At 59.5% G+C, this 14,802-nt stretch carries 14 protein-coding genes; 3 read left to right on the top strand and 11 right to left on the bottom strand.

Annotated elements, in window-relative coordinates; genetic code table 11:
* Window positions 1-13 precede the first annotated feature (13 nt).
* From Q666_RS45500 to Q666_RS45510, 4 genes are all read right to left on the bottom strand, one after another.
* Entirely contained in the window at window positions 14-1,615 is a 1,602-nt protein-coding gene (locus tag Q666_RS45500) for a B12-binding domain-containing radical SAM protein (protein ID WP_022999699.1), read from the bottom strand.
* A 120-nt stretch (window positions 1,616-1,735) separates the two neighbouring features.
* On the bottom strand, window positions 1,736-3,049 hold the full coding sequence (locus Q666_RS64835) for a tetratricopeptide repeat protein (RefSeq protein WP_152533326.1): 1,314 nt from the start codon (window positions 3,047-3,049) through the stop codon (window positions 1,736-1,738).
* A gap of 68 nt (window positions 3,050-3,117) precedes the next feature.
* Window positions 3,118-3,318, bottom strand: a complete 201-nt coding sequence (locus Q666_RS45505) for a cold shock domain-containing protein (protein WP_031268890.1) — start codon at window positions 3,316-3,318, stop codon at window positions 3,118-3,120.
* A 269-nt stretch (window positions 3,319-3,587) separates the two neighbouring features.
* Entirely contained in the window at window positions 3,588-4,046 is a 459-nt protein-coding gene (locus Q666_RS45510) for a YtoQ family protein (protein WP_022999702.1), read from the bottom strand.
* A gap of 211 nt (window positions 4,047-4,257) precedes the next feature.
* On the opposite strand from Q666_RS45510, the gene Q666_RS45515 reads away from it, so the two are divergent.
* Window positions 4,258-4,893, top strand: a complete 636-nt coding sequence (locus tag Q666_RS45515; protein ID WP_022999703.1) for a peroxiredoxin — start codon at window positions 4,258-4,260, stop codon at window positions 4,891-4,893.
* Window positions 4,894-4,984: 91 nt separating this feature from the next.
* On the opposite strand, the gene Q666_RS45520 is transcribed toward Q666_RS45515, so the two are convergent.
* The 5 genes from Q666_RS45520 to Q666_RS45540 form a co-directional block, all read right to left on the bottom strand.
* Complete coding sequence (locus Q666_RS45520; protein WP_022999704.1) at window positions 4,985-5,842, bottom strand: SDR family NAD(P)-dependent oxidoreductase; 858 nt, start codon at window positions 5,840-5,842, stop codon at window positions 4,985-4,987.
* Between the two features lie 5 nt (window positions 5,843-5,847).
* A complete protein-coding gene (locus Q666_RS45525; protein ID WP_022999705.1) occupies window positions 5,848-6,675 on the bottom strand; it encodes an RNA methyltransferase in 828 nt (275 codons plus the stop codon).
* Entirely contained in the window at window positions 6,672-7,625 is a 954-nt protein-coding gene (locus tag Q666_RS45530) for a class I SAM-dependent methyltransferase (protein WP_022999706.1), read from the bottom strand. The genes Q666_RS45525 and Q666_RS45530 overlap by 4 nt, the downstream gene beginning before the upstream one ends.
* A gap of 261 nt (window positions 7,626-7,886) precedes the next feature.
* Entirely contained in the window at window positions 7,887-10,322 is a 2,436-nt protein-coding gene (locus Q666_RS45535) for a HAMP domain-containing methyl-accepting chemotaxis protein (protein WP_208984398.1), read from the bottom strand.
* A gap of 194 nt (window positions 10,323-10,516) precedes the next feature.
* Window positions 10,517-11,275, bottom strand: coding sequence for an SDR family oxidoreductase (locus tag Q666_RS45540; protein ID WP_022999708.1), 759 nt, complete (start codon window positions 11,273-11,275; stop codon window positions 10,517-10,519).
* 125 nt (window positions 11,276-11,400) lie between these two features.
* Here Q666_RS45540 and Q666_RS0133165 point away from each other — a divergent pair, with 125 nt between their 5' ends.
* Window positions 11,401-11,643 carry a (2Fe-2S)-binding protein gene (locus tag Q666_RS0133165; protein ID WP_022999709.1) on the top strand — a complete coding sequence of 81 codons (243 nt, stop codon included), beginning with the start codon at window positions 11,401-11,403 and terminating at the stop codon, window positions 11,641-11,643.
* Between the two features lie 115 nt (window positions 11,644-11,758).
* A complete protein-coding gene (gene bfr / locus Q666_RS45545) occupies window positions 11,759-12,244 on the top strand; it encodes a bacterioferritin (protein WP_022999710.1) in 486 nt (161 codons plus the stop codon).
* 166 nt (window positions 12,245-12,410) lie between these two features.
* Here the strand turns inward: bfr and Q666_RS45550 are convergent, their stop codons facing one another.
* On the bottom strand, window positions 12,411-13,088 hold the full coding sequence (locus tag Q666_RS45550) for an ATP-binding cassette domain-containing protein (RefSeq protein WP_022999711.1): 678 nt from the start codon (window positions 13,086-13,088) through the stop codon (window positions 12,411-12,413).
* A gap of 8 nt (window positions 13,089-13,096) precedes the next feature.
* Window positions 13,097-14,800, bottom strand: a complete 1,704-nt coding sequence (locus Q666_RS45555) for an ABC transporter permease subunit (RefSeq protein ID WP_022999712.1) — start codon at window positions 14,798-14,800, stop codon at window positions 13,097-13,099.
* Window positions 14,801-14,802 lie beyond the last annotated feature (2 nt).

A 14,802-nucleotide genomic window follows, 5' to 3' on the forward strand; every position in this document is an offset into this window, starting at 1 on the left:
TGACCTTGTCCGATTACTCGGCGGCCACCAGCGCCGGCTGTTCCCAGTTGCCCTTTTCGATATCGGCAATCTGCTTGTCGATCTGGGCAACCACGAACCGGGAGAACGGCCCCAGGTGCACATAGAGCGCAAGCATCATCATGACCGGCTTGATCGCCCTGAAATTGGTGAAGGCGGTCTTGATCAGGGTTTTCCAGAAGGGCCCGCGATAGGTGGTTTCCTTGAAGGTCATTGCCAGGATAAGACGGCCGAACAGCTTGATATCGTGGAAGAACCCGGCGCCGAAGATTGAGCCGTTTGCGCCGCTCATGTCGAGCATGGAAGCCACCTTCTGAACGCGGCCGAAGTAGGCTTCCGGACCATAGACCCGGTCGATGACCTGCTTGAAGTCTTCCAGGATCTGCGCGCGCGGGCGCACTGTGGTGAAGTTGAGCCCGGCGGTGCACTGATCGCCATGTTCCGTATCCGGATCATCGGTGGCGAAATCCGCATGCAGACGGCCTTCCTTGGCGAGCCGGCGCGTCAGCTGGGTGTTCGGCAGGGCATAGAGCAGCCCGGTCATCGCAACAGGGATCGCGGCTTCCTCGATCAGTGCCGAGATCTCGTCCGCCACCTTGTCGCTTTCCTCGTCGAAGCCGACAATGAAGCCGGCCAGCACGAAGATGCCGGCATCGTAGATCTTGTGCACGCTCTTGGCGATGTCGCGGCGTGTGTTCTGTTTCTTGCGTGTCGCGACCAAAACGTCCGGGTCCGGGCTTTCGATGCCGATGAAGACCGAGAAATATCCGGCCTGCTGCATCATCTTCAACAAGGCTTCGTCATCCGCCAGGTTGAGGGAAGCCTCGGTCGACATTTCGAACGGGTAGCTGCGTTCCTTCTGCCATTTCGCCAGTTCGGGCAGGAAGCCCTTCACGGCCTTCTTGTTGCCGATGAGGTTGTCATCGACGAAGTCGACGTGACCCCGGTAGCCAAGTTCGTACAGCCGGTCGAGTTCGGCCAGCATCTGGTCGTTGGTCTTGGTACGCGGCACCCGGCCATACAGCTCGATGATGTCGCAGAATTCGCAGGTAAACGGACAGCCGCGCGAATATTGCACGCCGATCTGGACATAATCGTCGAATCTCAGAAGGTCAAAGCGCGGTACGGGACTGGAGGAAACGTCTGCCTTGAATTTCTCGGCCGAGAAACGGCCGTTGCGGACCCCTTCCTTCCAGGCGTCGACGAAGGTGGTGAGAATGCCTTCGGCTTCCCCAAGGACCAGGAAGTCGGCCGTTTCATAAACTTCCGGAGAAGAGGTTGCATCCGGACCGCCGACCACGACGGGAACATTCTTTTCCTGCGAACGGCGGATGACGGCGAGGCAATCGGCCTGCTGGGGCAGCATGCCGCCGGTCATCACCATGTCGGCCCAGGCGAGATCGTCGTTCGTCAGGGCGCCGGTGTTGCGGTCGATCAGGCGAACATTCCAGTTCTCCGGCAGCATTGCCGCAACTGTGATCAGGCCGAGAGGAGGAGCGGGATATTTGGCGCCGACCATTTCGCAGGTCGCACCATAGTTCCAGAATGACCCGGCATTGAAGCGCGGATACACCAGCAGAACATTGCATTCCGACATTAACGGTCCCTCCAAACGGACACTCGTTCCCAACGGCGACACCGTAACAACTTTACGCCCCGGCACAACCGCTTTGAATGTCCTTGCACGAATTCACTTGCCGTCCGCGCGGACAGACTGTCACGTCTGGCTGGCGCCTGGCTTGCGGATGTGAAAAACGAGCCCATTCACATCCTTGCCGAGTTCCTTGCGCAGAATATCCCGTTTTTCCCGCGCATAGAGAAGGCCCGCGGCCTCCGCGCAGCGCTTTAGATATTCCGGCCGGTGGGCGTAGCGCCCCGTAGCATCCACGCGGTAGTCCGGCCCGTCCGACGTATCGAGATGCTCGACGCTCGCGACGAGCATGCCACCCGGGGCAAGGGCTCCTGCAAGCGCCCGCATGAAAGGCTCCAGATCGCCGAGATAACACAGCGTGTCGACACAGACTGCCAGATCGAATTGAGCCGGCAGGTCGGAGGACAGAAATCCAACGAGCTCTCCCTCGACCAGGAAGTCGTAGACCTTCAATGCAGCGGCCTTGCGCAGCATGCCCGGTGACAAGTCGATGCCGGTGAGCCGGGCACAGTGGTCGCGGATCAGTGGTCCGCAAAGGCCGGTCCCGCAGCCAAGGTCGACCACATGGGCAAACGGCAAGTCACGCTCCCTGGCCAGCTCCGCGACTTCCTCGGCAACAAGCTTCGGCGCCTGGTAGCCGAGCCCGTTCAGGACGTCGTCAAAGCTTTCCGAAAAGCTGTCGAAATGATCCCGGACATAGTCCGCAGGTGCAAGCGACAGGTCTTCTCCGCGGATCGCAGCAAACTGATAGCGGATGACCGGGTCGTCCGGGAAGGTTGCGACAAGCATCTCCATATGCCGTGTGGCGACTTCGGCCCGTCCAAGCGCGCACAGTACGCGCGGATGCCAGCCCTTGTCGCTCCAGACGTCTGGCGGGAACTGCAGACACCGTTCGAAAGCGTCTGCCGCTTCCTCTCTTTTGCCGGCAAGCATCAGCGATATGCCGAAGTTGTGCCAGCCGCTGTGATTGTTCGGGTCGAGGCGCACGACTTCTCGCAGCATGGGCAGAAGCTCGTCGTTGTTGCTGGCTTCCTGCAGCATCATCGAGATGTTCTTCCAGGCTTCCTCGTGGCGGACTTCAATTTCTACTGCGCGCAAATAGGCCTTCAAGGCTTCGTCCTTGTCGCCTGAAAGCTTCAGGATGTTGCCGAGGTTGTTCCAGGCGGAGAAATTGCGCGGGTTCCTTTCCAGGGAGGCATGGATAAGCGCAACCGCATTGTCCGCCTTGCCGGCATCGAAATGGAGCAGCCCCAGGAAATGCAGGCCGTCCGCATGGTCGGGATCTTCCGATAGAACATCCTTGTAGGCGCTGAGGGCGGCTTCCAGATTGCCGCTGCGGTGGGCGGAGATGCCCTGTTGTAATCTCTCGTCAATTTGCATCTGAAAAAAATCCAATAAAAAAGGGCGGTCGAACCGCCCTTGTACCCGGTAATGACCTGTAAGTGACCTTACAGGACTTTCAGGTCTTCAGCCACCATTTGACCGCGGCGCCACTCCAGATCGAATGCCACAAGCTGGCCTTCCTTCAGAGTGTCAATACCGGACCGGCGCAGGGCCGAGATGTCGACAAGGATGTCCTCGCCGTCCTGCGGCTCGATCGTGCCGATACCTCGGCGCTGATCAAACCATTTCACGTTTCCATGTAGCATGGAGTCTTCTTTCCAATTCTTGGCATCTTGGCATACGACGGCTTCCATAGCTGCCTTTTTCAACGCCTTGATGACAGTGTTGATGATAATACTAAAGTACTTTTCAGACCCTGCTCGGAACTGGACATCGACGTGCGCAGTCTTTTCGCGACTGCCTCACTTCAAGAAGCCGTTCCATTTGGCGGAGGTCTGGTTGCCCGGTAAAAACACCCGGGCTTTTCCATAGTGTCTATTAGTATGGTAATGAAATTGTTAATTTCAAGACCTGCTCACCGATCGAGCTTCCCAAGTATAACATATTTGAGGATATCGACGACTTGTTCGGAGGTCTCGGCGACCGCAAGAGCAGCTGCGTCAACTTCCTTGAGCGGGTGGGTCAGCGACGGGTCATGAACGACAATCAGAGACTTGCCGAGCGCGGCAGCATAGCCGGCATCGAAGGCTGCGTTCCATTGCTTGTATTTATCGCCGAAGCGGACCACGACGATGTCGGCTTTTTCCAGCAGCGTCCGCGTGCGGATCGCGTTCACCTTCGCGCCCTTGTGGTCGTACCAGAACTTGTTGTCCTCACCACCAAGGATGGTCGCGCCACAATCGTCGCTGGCATCGTGATCCGTCACGGGAGAGGAAAATTCCACCGGCAGCTTGAGTGCGGATGTACCTTCCATGATCCTGTCACGCCAGTCGGTATGGATTTCGCCGGATAAGTAGACGCGCCAGGTGGTCATAAGGTTCTCCCATGCAAGCTTTTGAATTATGTGGCGAAAATCCCCGCCTTGTTGTGATTCGAAACTGGGGGCTGAACCAGGCAACGTCAACCCCTGCGTTCATTTGCCCCTCGGTGGAATGGGCCGGGAGACTCGACAAGCCTGCGCAAAAACTGAAGGGTAAACCGCCGCAAAACTGAGATTGCGGTCCGTAATTTTAAGGAGCTCATTCATGTCTGCACTTTTGCTCGGAGACGAGGCACCGGATTTCGAAGCCGACAGCACGGATGGTCCGATCCGTTTTCATGAGGCGATCGAAGGGTCCTGGGCGGTTCTGTTTTCCCACCCCAAGGATTTCACGCCGGTCTGCACCACCGAACTGGGAATGACCGCCAAGCTCAAGGACAAGTTCGCAGCCCGTGGCGTCAAGGTTTTCGGCGTTTCGGTCGATCCCATCGAGGATCACCATGCCTGGGTTGGTGACATCGCCGATACGCAAGGCGTTGCCCTGAACTTCCCGCTGATTGCCGATCCGGATCGTAAGGTGGCCACCGCATACGGCATGATCCATCCCAATGCCAATGACACGCTGACCGTGCGGTCGCTGTTCGTTATCGGCCCGGACAAGAAGATCAAGCTCAAGATCGAATACCCGGCCTCCACGGGCAGGAACTTCGATGAAGTCATCCGTGTGATCGACAGTCTGCAGCTCACCTCCGCCCACAAGGTCGCCACACCGGCCAACTGGGTGTCCGGTGAGGATGTCATCATCGTCCCGGCGGTGAGCGATGAAGAGGCGAAGGAGAAATTCCCTGAAGGCTGGAAAACCCTGAAGCCTTATCTGCGCGTCGTGCCGCAGCCCAAATAACGGCTGAAATGAATGGATGAAACGGCTGGCGGCGCACGAAAAAAGGCGCCGCCGTGTCAGGGTCTGGTCAGGGCAGGGACCTGCGACGGGATCACACCGTCTCCAACAAGGCCTTCAGGGCAACACGGTAGTCCGGATAGCGGAATGTAAACCCAAGCTCGTCCTTGAGGCGCTGGTTGGAAACCCGCTTGTTTTCGCCGTAGAAGGACCTGGCCATCGGTGTGAGATCCGCGGTTTCGAACGGGATCTCGGGCGGGGCTTCGACGCCGAGCAGCTCCGCGGCAAAGGCCACCACATCCTGCGGCGGGGCCGGTTCATCGTCCGTGACGTTGAAAACCCGCGTCGACGGCTTTGCCATGGCAGCCTTCAATGCGCCCGCAATATCGGCAACGTGAATGCGATTGAAGACCTGACCCGGCTTCACCAGCCGCCGCGCCGTGCCCTTCCTGAAATTCTCGAATGCATTCCGGCCCGGGCCATAAATGCCCGAAAGGCGGAAAATCTGCACCGGCAGGTCATTCTGTTCGGCAAATGCCAACCAGGCCACTTCTGCCGCAACACGCTGGACGGAGCGTTTGGAAACGGGGTTGAGCGGAGTTTCCTCATCGACCCAGGCACCGTCGTGATTGCCGTAGACACCGACTGTGGAGAGGTATCCTATCCAGCGCGGTTTCGCGCCGGCAATCTCATTGGCGTACTGGTTCAGCACCGGGTCGCCGGCTTCATTCGGAGCAATCGAGACCAGTATATGCGTCGCTTGCTTCAGTGCTTCGGCAACGCCGTCGCCTTGGGAGTTGCCGTCGAAGAGAAACGGTTCGACACCCAGTGTCCGGAGCGTCTCCGTCTTGTCCGAAGAACGCGTTGTGCCGCCGATCCAGTCGAACTGGTCGCGCACTTCTTCCACGAACGCCTTGGAGGAAAACCCGGTGCCAAAGATGAAAAGACGCATAGGTTCTAAAGCTCCAGATGCTTGCGGCGGATTTCATAAAGCGCAACGCCCGTGGCAACGGCCAGGTTCAGGCTGTCGGCCTGTCCGACTTGCGGAATGCGGATCAAGGTACGGCAGGCGGCTGCCATGTCGTCTTCCAGGCCCTTCTGCTCGTTGCCCATGACCAGCAGAACCGGCTCGGCATAGTCGGGCGTGCGATAGTCGACCGATCCCTTCAGGTGGGTGGCCGCGACGGTGCCGGGCCACTTTTCGGCCAGTGACTTGAATTCGTCCTTGCCGAGTTTGGCCAGCGGCACATGAAACAGCGAGCCCATGGTGGCGCGCACCGCTTCAACCGCGAAGGGATCCGTGCAATCGCCGACCAGCATGACACCTGCGCCACCGACCGCATCGACCGTGCGGATGATCGTGCCGAGGTTGCCCGGATCGCGCACCCGGTCGAGTGCGACCCAGAGCGTGGTGCCGGCGGGATCAATGTCGCGGGCTCCCAGAAGCTTCTGCTCGTAAACACCGACAACCATCTGCGGATTGTCCTTGCGCGTCATGGCGGACATGACGGCGGTCGATGCTTCCAGGATCAGGGCGCCGCGTGCCTTCGCGGCAGCAGCGGCCTTCTGCGCGACAGGATTGTCCCGCGCTTCAGGCCCGAGCGCGAGATAACGCACGCCCCAGCCGGCTTCCAGCGCATCGGTGGCCAGCTTCAGGCCTTCGGCCACGAACAGGCCCGACTGGCTGCGGTGCTTGCGCTGCGCGACGAGCCCCTTGATTTCCTTGACGATCGGGTTGGAATGGCTGGTGATCTGTTTCACCGCCCCCTGGCGTTTTTCGATCATCTGCTGCTCCAGCGTGAAAAGAGCGACGTGGACAGTGCGCGCTTGCCGTCCTCCTCGCGGATGACCAGTTCGCCGGATTCCAGCAGGCCGCCTTCGGTGTCCAGGGTTTCTGCCATGAGTTCGTGAATGGACACGAAACTGGAGCGGATCGCATAGGCGGTCAGGATCATGAACAATGCGTCCTTGTCCAGAAGCTGCTTCAGGTCCGCGAGCATGCCGGGCAGGCTGGTATAGATGTCCCAGACCTCGCCCTTCGGGCCGCGGCCGTATTTCGGTGGGTCGAGAATGATGCCGTCATAGGTGTTGCCGCGCCGCACTTCGCGGGCAACAAATTTCGAAGCGTCCTCGCAGATCCATCGGATCGGCAGATCTTCGAGACCTGACATCTCCTGGTTCTCGCGGGCATAACCGATCGCCTTCTTGGAGGCGTCCACATGGGTCACCTGCGCCCCTTCCGTCGCCGGCAGTAACGAGGCAAGGCCGGTGTAGCCGAAAAGGTTCAGGATCTTCAGCGGCTTTTCCGGTGCGCGCTCGCGTTCAGCGCGGATCTTGCCGTTGACCCAGTCCCAATGGGCGGCCTGTTCGGGGAAGACGCCGACGTGGCGGAACGACATGAAGCGACCGTTGTAGCGAACAGGGCCGTATGACATCGGCCAGGTTTCCGGCACGCTTCCGGAAAACTTCCAGCGGCCCGGGCCTTCTTCTTCCGTGTCGCCGGAAAAGACGGCATCGGCACGGTTCCAGACACTTTCCTTCTGCCGCCGGGCCCCCATGGCCTGCGGTTCCGGACGCACGATGGTGAATCTGCCATAACGCTCCAGCTTCTCGCCCTGGCCCATGTCCAGAAGCCGATAGTCCTTCCAGCCCTTGGTTTCCAGGATCACCGGCCAGCTCTGGTGTGCAGGCTCGCCGGACGGGGCATAGGTGGAGGCACTGGTCTGATCCGCCACGGGTCTCACTCGTTTTCTGTCAGGTTTGAAGTTGTTCCGCCATAGAACATCCTGCCTTCTTTTGAAAGTAGATTAGACGTTCCTGTGTGGTCGAAAAGGTTTCCTGGCCGGCTTTTGAACCCCTCCGGTCCAAAGGTTTCGTGACCGGCTACAGCAGCACCGCAAAGGCAATTTCCCGCTGCCGTCGGCGATCCTGTCGAGCGCAAAAGAAAAGGGCGGGGAGCCGAAGCTCACCCGCCCTCTTTGGTCAGATGTGTGCGATCAGGCCGCGGCAACCTCGGAGAGGAACTGCTCGACTTCACGCTTCAGTTCGTGGGTCTTCTGGGTCAGTTCTCCGGAAGCCGACAGCACCATGTCCGCAGACGAGGAGGTCTGGTCAACGGCCTGCGAAAGCTGCGACATGGAAGAGGACACGGCACCGGTTCCTTCCGCCGCGCGCTGCACGTTCTGCGAAATCTCCGCGGTGGCGGCGCCCTGCTGTTCGACAGCCGATGCGATGGCCGTGGTGTAGGTGTTCACCTCGGTCATGGTCTCTGCGATCTCGCCAATGGCAACGACGGATTCCTTGGTCGCGTTCTGGATCTCGGTGATCTGGCTGGAGATCTCCTCCGTTGCCTTGGAGGTCTGGGTGGCCAGCTCCTTCACCTCGGCAGCAACAACCGCGAAACCTCTTCCGGCTTCACCGGCGCGTGCCGCTTCGATGGTGGCGTTGAGGGCCAGAAGGTTTGTCTGTTCGGCAATCGCCTGGATGAGGGTCACCACTTCGCCGATCTTTGTGGCGGCTTCCGCCAGTCCTTCGACCTTCTGGTTGGTGATCCGTGTTCCGGTGGTGGCCCGATCGACGATTTCTGTCGTCTGGGCAACCTGGCGGGAGATCTCGCCGATCGAAGCCGCCAGTTCTTCGGCGGCGCTTGCCACGGTCTGAACGTTGTTGGTGGTCTCGTTTGACGATGCCTGGGTTTCGCTGGCGTAGCCGGCGCTGTCCCGGGCGATTTCCGTCAGGGCCTGTGCGGTGTTGTCGAGGCCGCCCGCGGTGGTTTCCACGGAGCCGAGCGCTTCTTCCGCCTTGGTGCGGAAAGAATGGATCAGACTGTCGATACGGGCCTGGCGTTCCTGGCGGGAGGCTTCCTCGCGGGCATTCTGCTCCTGCAGCTGAGCGCGTTCTACAGCGTTGTCGCGGAACACCTGCACCGTGCGGCTCATGTCGCCGATCTCGTCGCCACGATCGATGCCCGGGATCACAACTTCATTGTTGCCGTTTGCCAGGCGGTCCATGACGCCGGTGATCGTGCGGATCGGACGCGTGATGGCCAGGTTGAGAATAAAGGCAAGACCGATGCCGCCCAGGATGGCGAGCAGGATCGTGACGGCAATCTGGACCTTTGCAGCCGTGGCGGCGGAATTGGCGGCCTGCGACTGTGCAGCGGAGATGGACGTGATGTCGGCGCTGACCTTGCGGGTCAGGTCGTCAAGTTCCACTCGTTTGGCAGCCAGATCTGCCTTGGTGACAAGCATCTCGCGGAAAGACTTGTCGAGCGTTGCAACGGATTCAGGGATCGCGTTGATTGCGTCTGCGGCGGAGGGAAGGATCATGGCGTATTTGACCATGTCCTTTTCCAGGCCCTGCAGATTGGCGATCTGTTCTTCCACGGCCGACTGGTCGCTGACACCAAAGGCGCCGAAGAGGTAGAGTGTTTCCGCGCGGGCGGCCAGCGCCATCTCATTCAGGCTGGTGGCTTTCTCGGCAATGGAGCGTACCGTTGCAAGGCGGGTGGAGGCGGTCAGTGCGTCGGTCTTTGCCTTGGAAACGACCGGGTGGACTTGCCCGAGAATTTCTTCTGTAAAGCCGTTCATCCCGTCGATTGCATTGCCGACGGCCTGGCGTGCTTCATAGGCTTCGGAAAAGCCGAGATCCTTGGTGAGGTTCTCCAGAGCTGCATTCAGCTTGTTCGCCTGCGAGGCCAGCTTGCTCACGGTCTTGCGGTCGATACCGTCGATCTGCTTGTACTTCATCTGCTTCGTGGAAGAGACGAGGTTGCGTGCGGTGTCGATGGCTGAGGTAAGATCTTCACCGTCAATGTTGCCGCTGCCCTTCAGGTAAAGCATGTGAACCTTGACGACTTCGTCTTTCAGTTCGAACACGGTTCTCTGAAGCTGGTTGGCATCGTCCAGCTGGCTGTTCGCCGCGAAAGCTTCGGCGCTGATGCGTTTTTCTTCCGTCAGAACGGCGTCACTGATGTTGGTCGCCAGTGCTTCCAGATCATTGGTGCTTTTCTGAAGTGTCGCGATACGCTCGGCCTGCTGCACCGTCTGCTCGGCGACCTGATCGAAAGTGGTCGAGAAACTGGAGACCGCGTCCTTGGCCCCCGCAACCTGAGCTTCAGAGGCGGTGTCGCCCGCAATCTCGTTGGTCAGGAGGTCCAGTTCGCCTTGCAGCGTCGCCACACCTTCAAGCACGGAATTGCGAAGGTCTGCCGAAGGATTGTTGAGATAGTCTTCACGAAGCAGGGACGTTGCCTGGACCTGTCCGGCAACCTTGGCCGCCTGATCGGCAACGACGAACCGCGCGGACAGACCATGGATGGCCAGAAATCCCACGCCACCTACGACTGCCGTCAGCAGCAAGACAGCCAGAAAACCGCCGCCGACCTTGAAGCCAAATTTCAAGTCGGTCAGAACTTTCAATATTCGTTTCATTTTATCCCCGCACAGCCGGAACAACTGCATTGTCGTTCTGTCAGTATTGCGGAGCGCAATGAACATTAGGTAAATCACGCATTTTTAGCTTCAGGTAATATTTAGCTGAAGAAGAAATGCGCCATTATGAAAGTCAGGTTTAGGTGCCGCAAATATATCGGCAAGCTAGAAGAGGGGCGGGTTGTATAAATGATTTATACATGCTGGCCGCCGTTGATGTGAATTTCTGCTCCACTGACGTAGGAAGACTTCTCGGAGCACAAGTAATAGATCGTGTCGGCAACTTCATTCGGCAGGCCAAGGCGGCGGAGCGGAATGTCTTCGATCATCTTTTCGGTGCCAGGTGACAGGATGGATGTATCGATTTCGCCCGGTGCGATTGCATTGACGCGAATGCCGTGCGGACCGAAGTCGGCCGCCATCTCCCGCGTAAGCGATGCGAGGGCCGCCTTCGAGGTGGAATAGGCGGTGCCGGCGAAGGGATGCACCTTCATGCCGGCGATCGACGTCACGTTGACGACCGACCCCTTGGCATTCTTCAGTTCTTTGAAAAGGCCCCGGCCAAGAAGGATGGGGGCAAAGAAGTTGACCTGAAAAACGGTTCGCCATTCGTGCATGGCCGTTGTCAGCGAATCCAGTCGTTCTCCGTCGGGGCCCTTGGGGCTGATCCCCGCATTGTTGACCAGCGCATGAAGGCGCGAACCGTTGGGCTCCAGACGCTTGCGGATTTCCTGGGTGGCAAACCCGAGGTTTTCCGGATCGGAAAGATCCACCTGGATATGGTCCTCAGGCCCCATCGGCCAGGGACACTTGTCCGAAAACGCCTGCCGGGAGCAGGTGATCACCCGCCAACCTTCCGCGGAAAACCGCTTGACGGTGGCATGTCCGATGCCGCGGCTCGCGCCTGTCAGCACGAGTGTCGGACGCTCGTCGGGGATACCCTGGCCGGTCATGTTATTTCCCTGCTGGCGTGCAAAAGTCGTGGAAAAAGTTGACTCTTGCAGTCGAGTTTCGTTATTGCGCTGGAATTCGTCAATGCCAATATGTTCGCATATGAGGACGCGCGCCGGATCCTACAATGATCATTTGCTCCTGTAACGTACTGTCTGACAAGCAACTTCGCGAAGCCGCGGAAGAAATGCGTGCAGACCCGAATGGCAAGGTGCCAACGCCCGGAGCGGTGTTCCGTCATCTGGGGTGCAGGCCGCGTTGCGGAAGCTGTTTTCCGTCGGTCATTGACATCATTCACGAAAAAAGTTCTGAAGAGCAACCACAGTCGGAAGAGTCGCCTGCAGAATTGAAGCAGGCTTCAAACCGCTAGGACTTACCGGCCCCTGCCAGAGAAAAGGCTGGGTCCGGAACATGGATTTCGATCAACATCCGGGCACATGTCCAAGTGACAGAGCACCCCGGGGGGATCTCGCAGGGAGAGGGTCATGAAGGGCGAAGCGCGCGTAATCGAGTATCTCAACAAGGCCCTGCGGCACGAGTTGACGGCAGTGAACCAGTATTGGGTCCATGCCCGACTGCTGGCCGACTGGGGCTTCGGCAAGCTGGCCGACAAGGAACTGGCGGAAGCTGAAGAAGAGCGTCAGCATGCACAGGATCTGATGGACCGGATCATCTTCCTGGAAGGTCTGCCCAATCTTCAGACCCTGGACCCGCTGCGGATCGGCCAGTCGGTCAAGGAATGCCTGGAAGGCGACCTTGCAGCGGAATACGTCGCGCGGGCCCTTTACCACGAAGCCCGCGAAGTCTGCCGCGAGCTCGGCGACTATGTTTCCATGGCGCTGTTTGAACAGCTTCTGAGCGACGAGGAAAGCCACATCGATTTCCTCGAAACGCAGCTCGAACTGATCGAACGGATCGGCATCGACAACTACTCCCTGCTGCAGGCCAAGTCTGCGGACACCGCCGAATAAGCACCAGGGTTCACAAACCTGATTTCCGTCTGCCGTCGTCGGAGCGAACCCGGCAACGGCAGACATCTTCTGCCTGCCATCAGAAGACTATTTAGGCGGCTCAGATCTTCCGCGCGTTTTGGCCGTACGCCCTGTTCGCCGACAATTGCACCTATGTGACCCCTTCTCAGGCGCAGCCGTTGCCTGATCCGCTTTCATCAAGAAAATGTACCTTGCCACCGGCTGCGTCAGCGTCTTCCTCGTCGTGCGTGACAAGCAGGACGGGCAAGCCCTTTTGTCTGGCCGCGTCAAAGACCAATGCCCGGATGTCGGCTCGCCGGGCCTTGTCGAGACTTGAGAAAGGTTCGTCCAGCAGCAGCGCATGCGGCTCGGCAAGAAGCGTTCGCATCAAGGCGACGCGGGTCTGCTGACCGCCGGACAGCGTCGCAGGGTCCCGGTTGCCGAAGCCGGAAAGCCCGACATCGGCGAGGGCCTGTTGAGCCATGTCCCGCCGGAGGGATCTTTTACGGATTGCAGCGGGAATGGCGAACATCAGGTTCTGCAGCACAGACATATGCGGGAACAACAGCGGCGTCTGGAACATCAGGCCGATATGCCGCTCCTGTGCAGGCAGAGGTGTCAGATCCTTGCCATCAAGCATCACCTTGCCGCTCGCCTTGAAATCCGGCCGGAGGAAACCGGCAATGAAGTCGAGCAGGCTGGATTTGCCGCTGCCGCTTTCGCCCATCACGGTGAGTACTGTTCCCGGTTCTATCCGGCAGTCGATCCCAAGCAGGGGCGCTCCGTCCAGGTGGAGGGTGACGTCCTGAAGAACGAGGCCCAATGTCTCGTTTGGGGTCTGCATTGCTTGCCTCACCTTTCCAGCCGCATGGCGGCCCGGTTGCGATGAAGCAACGCCGGTAACAGTGCGGCCAGCGTAAATCCGGCCAGTGGTATGCCAAGTTGCAGCAGGGCCAACAGCGCAGTTGCCTGCCGGCTGCCTCCGCTGGCAAGAGCGACGCTCTCGGTCGTGACCGTGGCGATCCGTCCAGCACCGATCATCAAGGTCGGCAGATACTGGCCGACGGAAACCGCGGCTGCCACGGCAAGCGTTACCAGAACTGGCCGCAGCAACAATGGCAAACGGATCTGCCAGAAGATGCGGGCACGCGACGCGCCGATGGAGGCTGCGGCCTTGGCAAAACGCGGATCGAGCCGGGCCCAGGGATCGCTCAAGGCCAGGAAGGCGTAGGGCAGGACGAAAACCAGGTGGGCCAGCAAAACAGCGGAGAATGTGCCGCTGAAATCCGCTGACAGGAAAAGCAGCTGCAGACCGAACAGAAAGCTGATCTGCGGCAGCAGCAGCGGCAGGAAGACGAGTGTCTTGAGACGGCGCGAAGAGGTCGACTTGCGGTGATCGCGCGCTTCCAGAACCCAAAGTGTCAGGGCTGTTGCAACAAACGCGGAGGCACAGGCCAGAGCGACAGTCGTACCGAGAAGCCCGAGGCTCATGCCGAGGGTGTCGGTCATTTGCATGACATTCCAGGCCTGCGGCAAAACAGAGGGAAACCACCACGAGCGGGCGGCAGACCAGATCCCGAGCAGAAGCAGCGAGAGGATCATGGCCACGATGATGATTACCATCACCAGAAGTCCGCCATATCTTGCCGCACGCTCGCGCAAGTGACGATGCCCGGTGACGAGACGGCGCCTGGAGGCCGAGGCGACCAGCCGTTCGCCTGCCAGATAGGTGGCAAGAGCAGTCGTGCTGACGGCAAGTTGCAGCAACGCCCCGGCAGATGCCATCAGACGTTTGGTCAGATCCGGGTCGTTCATCCAGCTGACGAGACGCGGGGCGAGGGGAGCCGGTGTCGTCGGCCCAAGGATAGCGGCGACATCAACGACGGATGTGGCATAGGCGACCACTGCCAGCACCGGTAGGCGGATGAGCGGGTAGATCTGCGGCAGAACGATCTTGAAGAAGGTTGCGACACGGCCATAGCCAAGGCTGGCACCTGCCTTGAAATACTCCTGAACGTGAGGGCGGTTTAGCGCGGCGAGCGTCATCAGGAACAGAAAAGGCACTTCCTTGGCGACAAGACCAACCGTCATGGCGATGCCGAACGGATCGTTGAGGATCAGAACGTCGGGTGGCCTGGTCCAGCCAGTCGCCCAGGGCGAAACGAGGCGAACCAGAAAGCCCGATGGCGCAATCAGAAAAGCAAGACCGATGGCCGCCGCCGCGTGCGGCACTGAAAGCAGTGGCGACAGAAACCGGGTCAGGCGCCGGAACGCCGCCGTTCCGGACCAGCCCGCCACGAACAGGAGCACGATCACCAGCGACACGATCGAGGCCGTCAGGCCGGTGGCAATACTGAGCCAAACGGAAGTCAGCAGACCGGGTTGTTGGAACAGGTGCCGGACAGGTTCAAGGGAGAAGCTGTTGTGGCCCAGCGCGGGCAGGTAACCGAAGGCAGGCAGGATCGTACCCGCCAGGCCGGCAAGAACCGGCCCGGCCAGAAGAACCGACACAAGGATGATCGGTATGGCCGGGACGGCTTTCGGTTGGGTTGCCACGT

Source organism: Labrenzia sp. C1B70, assembly GCF_000475395.1.
Classification (GTDB): domain Bacteria; phylum Pseudomonadota; class Alphaproteobacteria; order Rhizobiales; family Stappiaceae; genus Roseibium; species Roseibium algicola.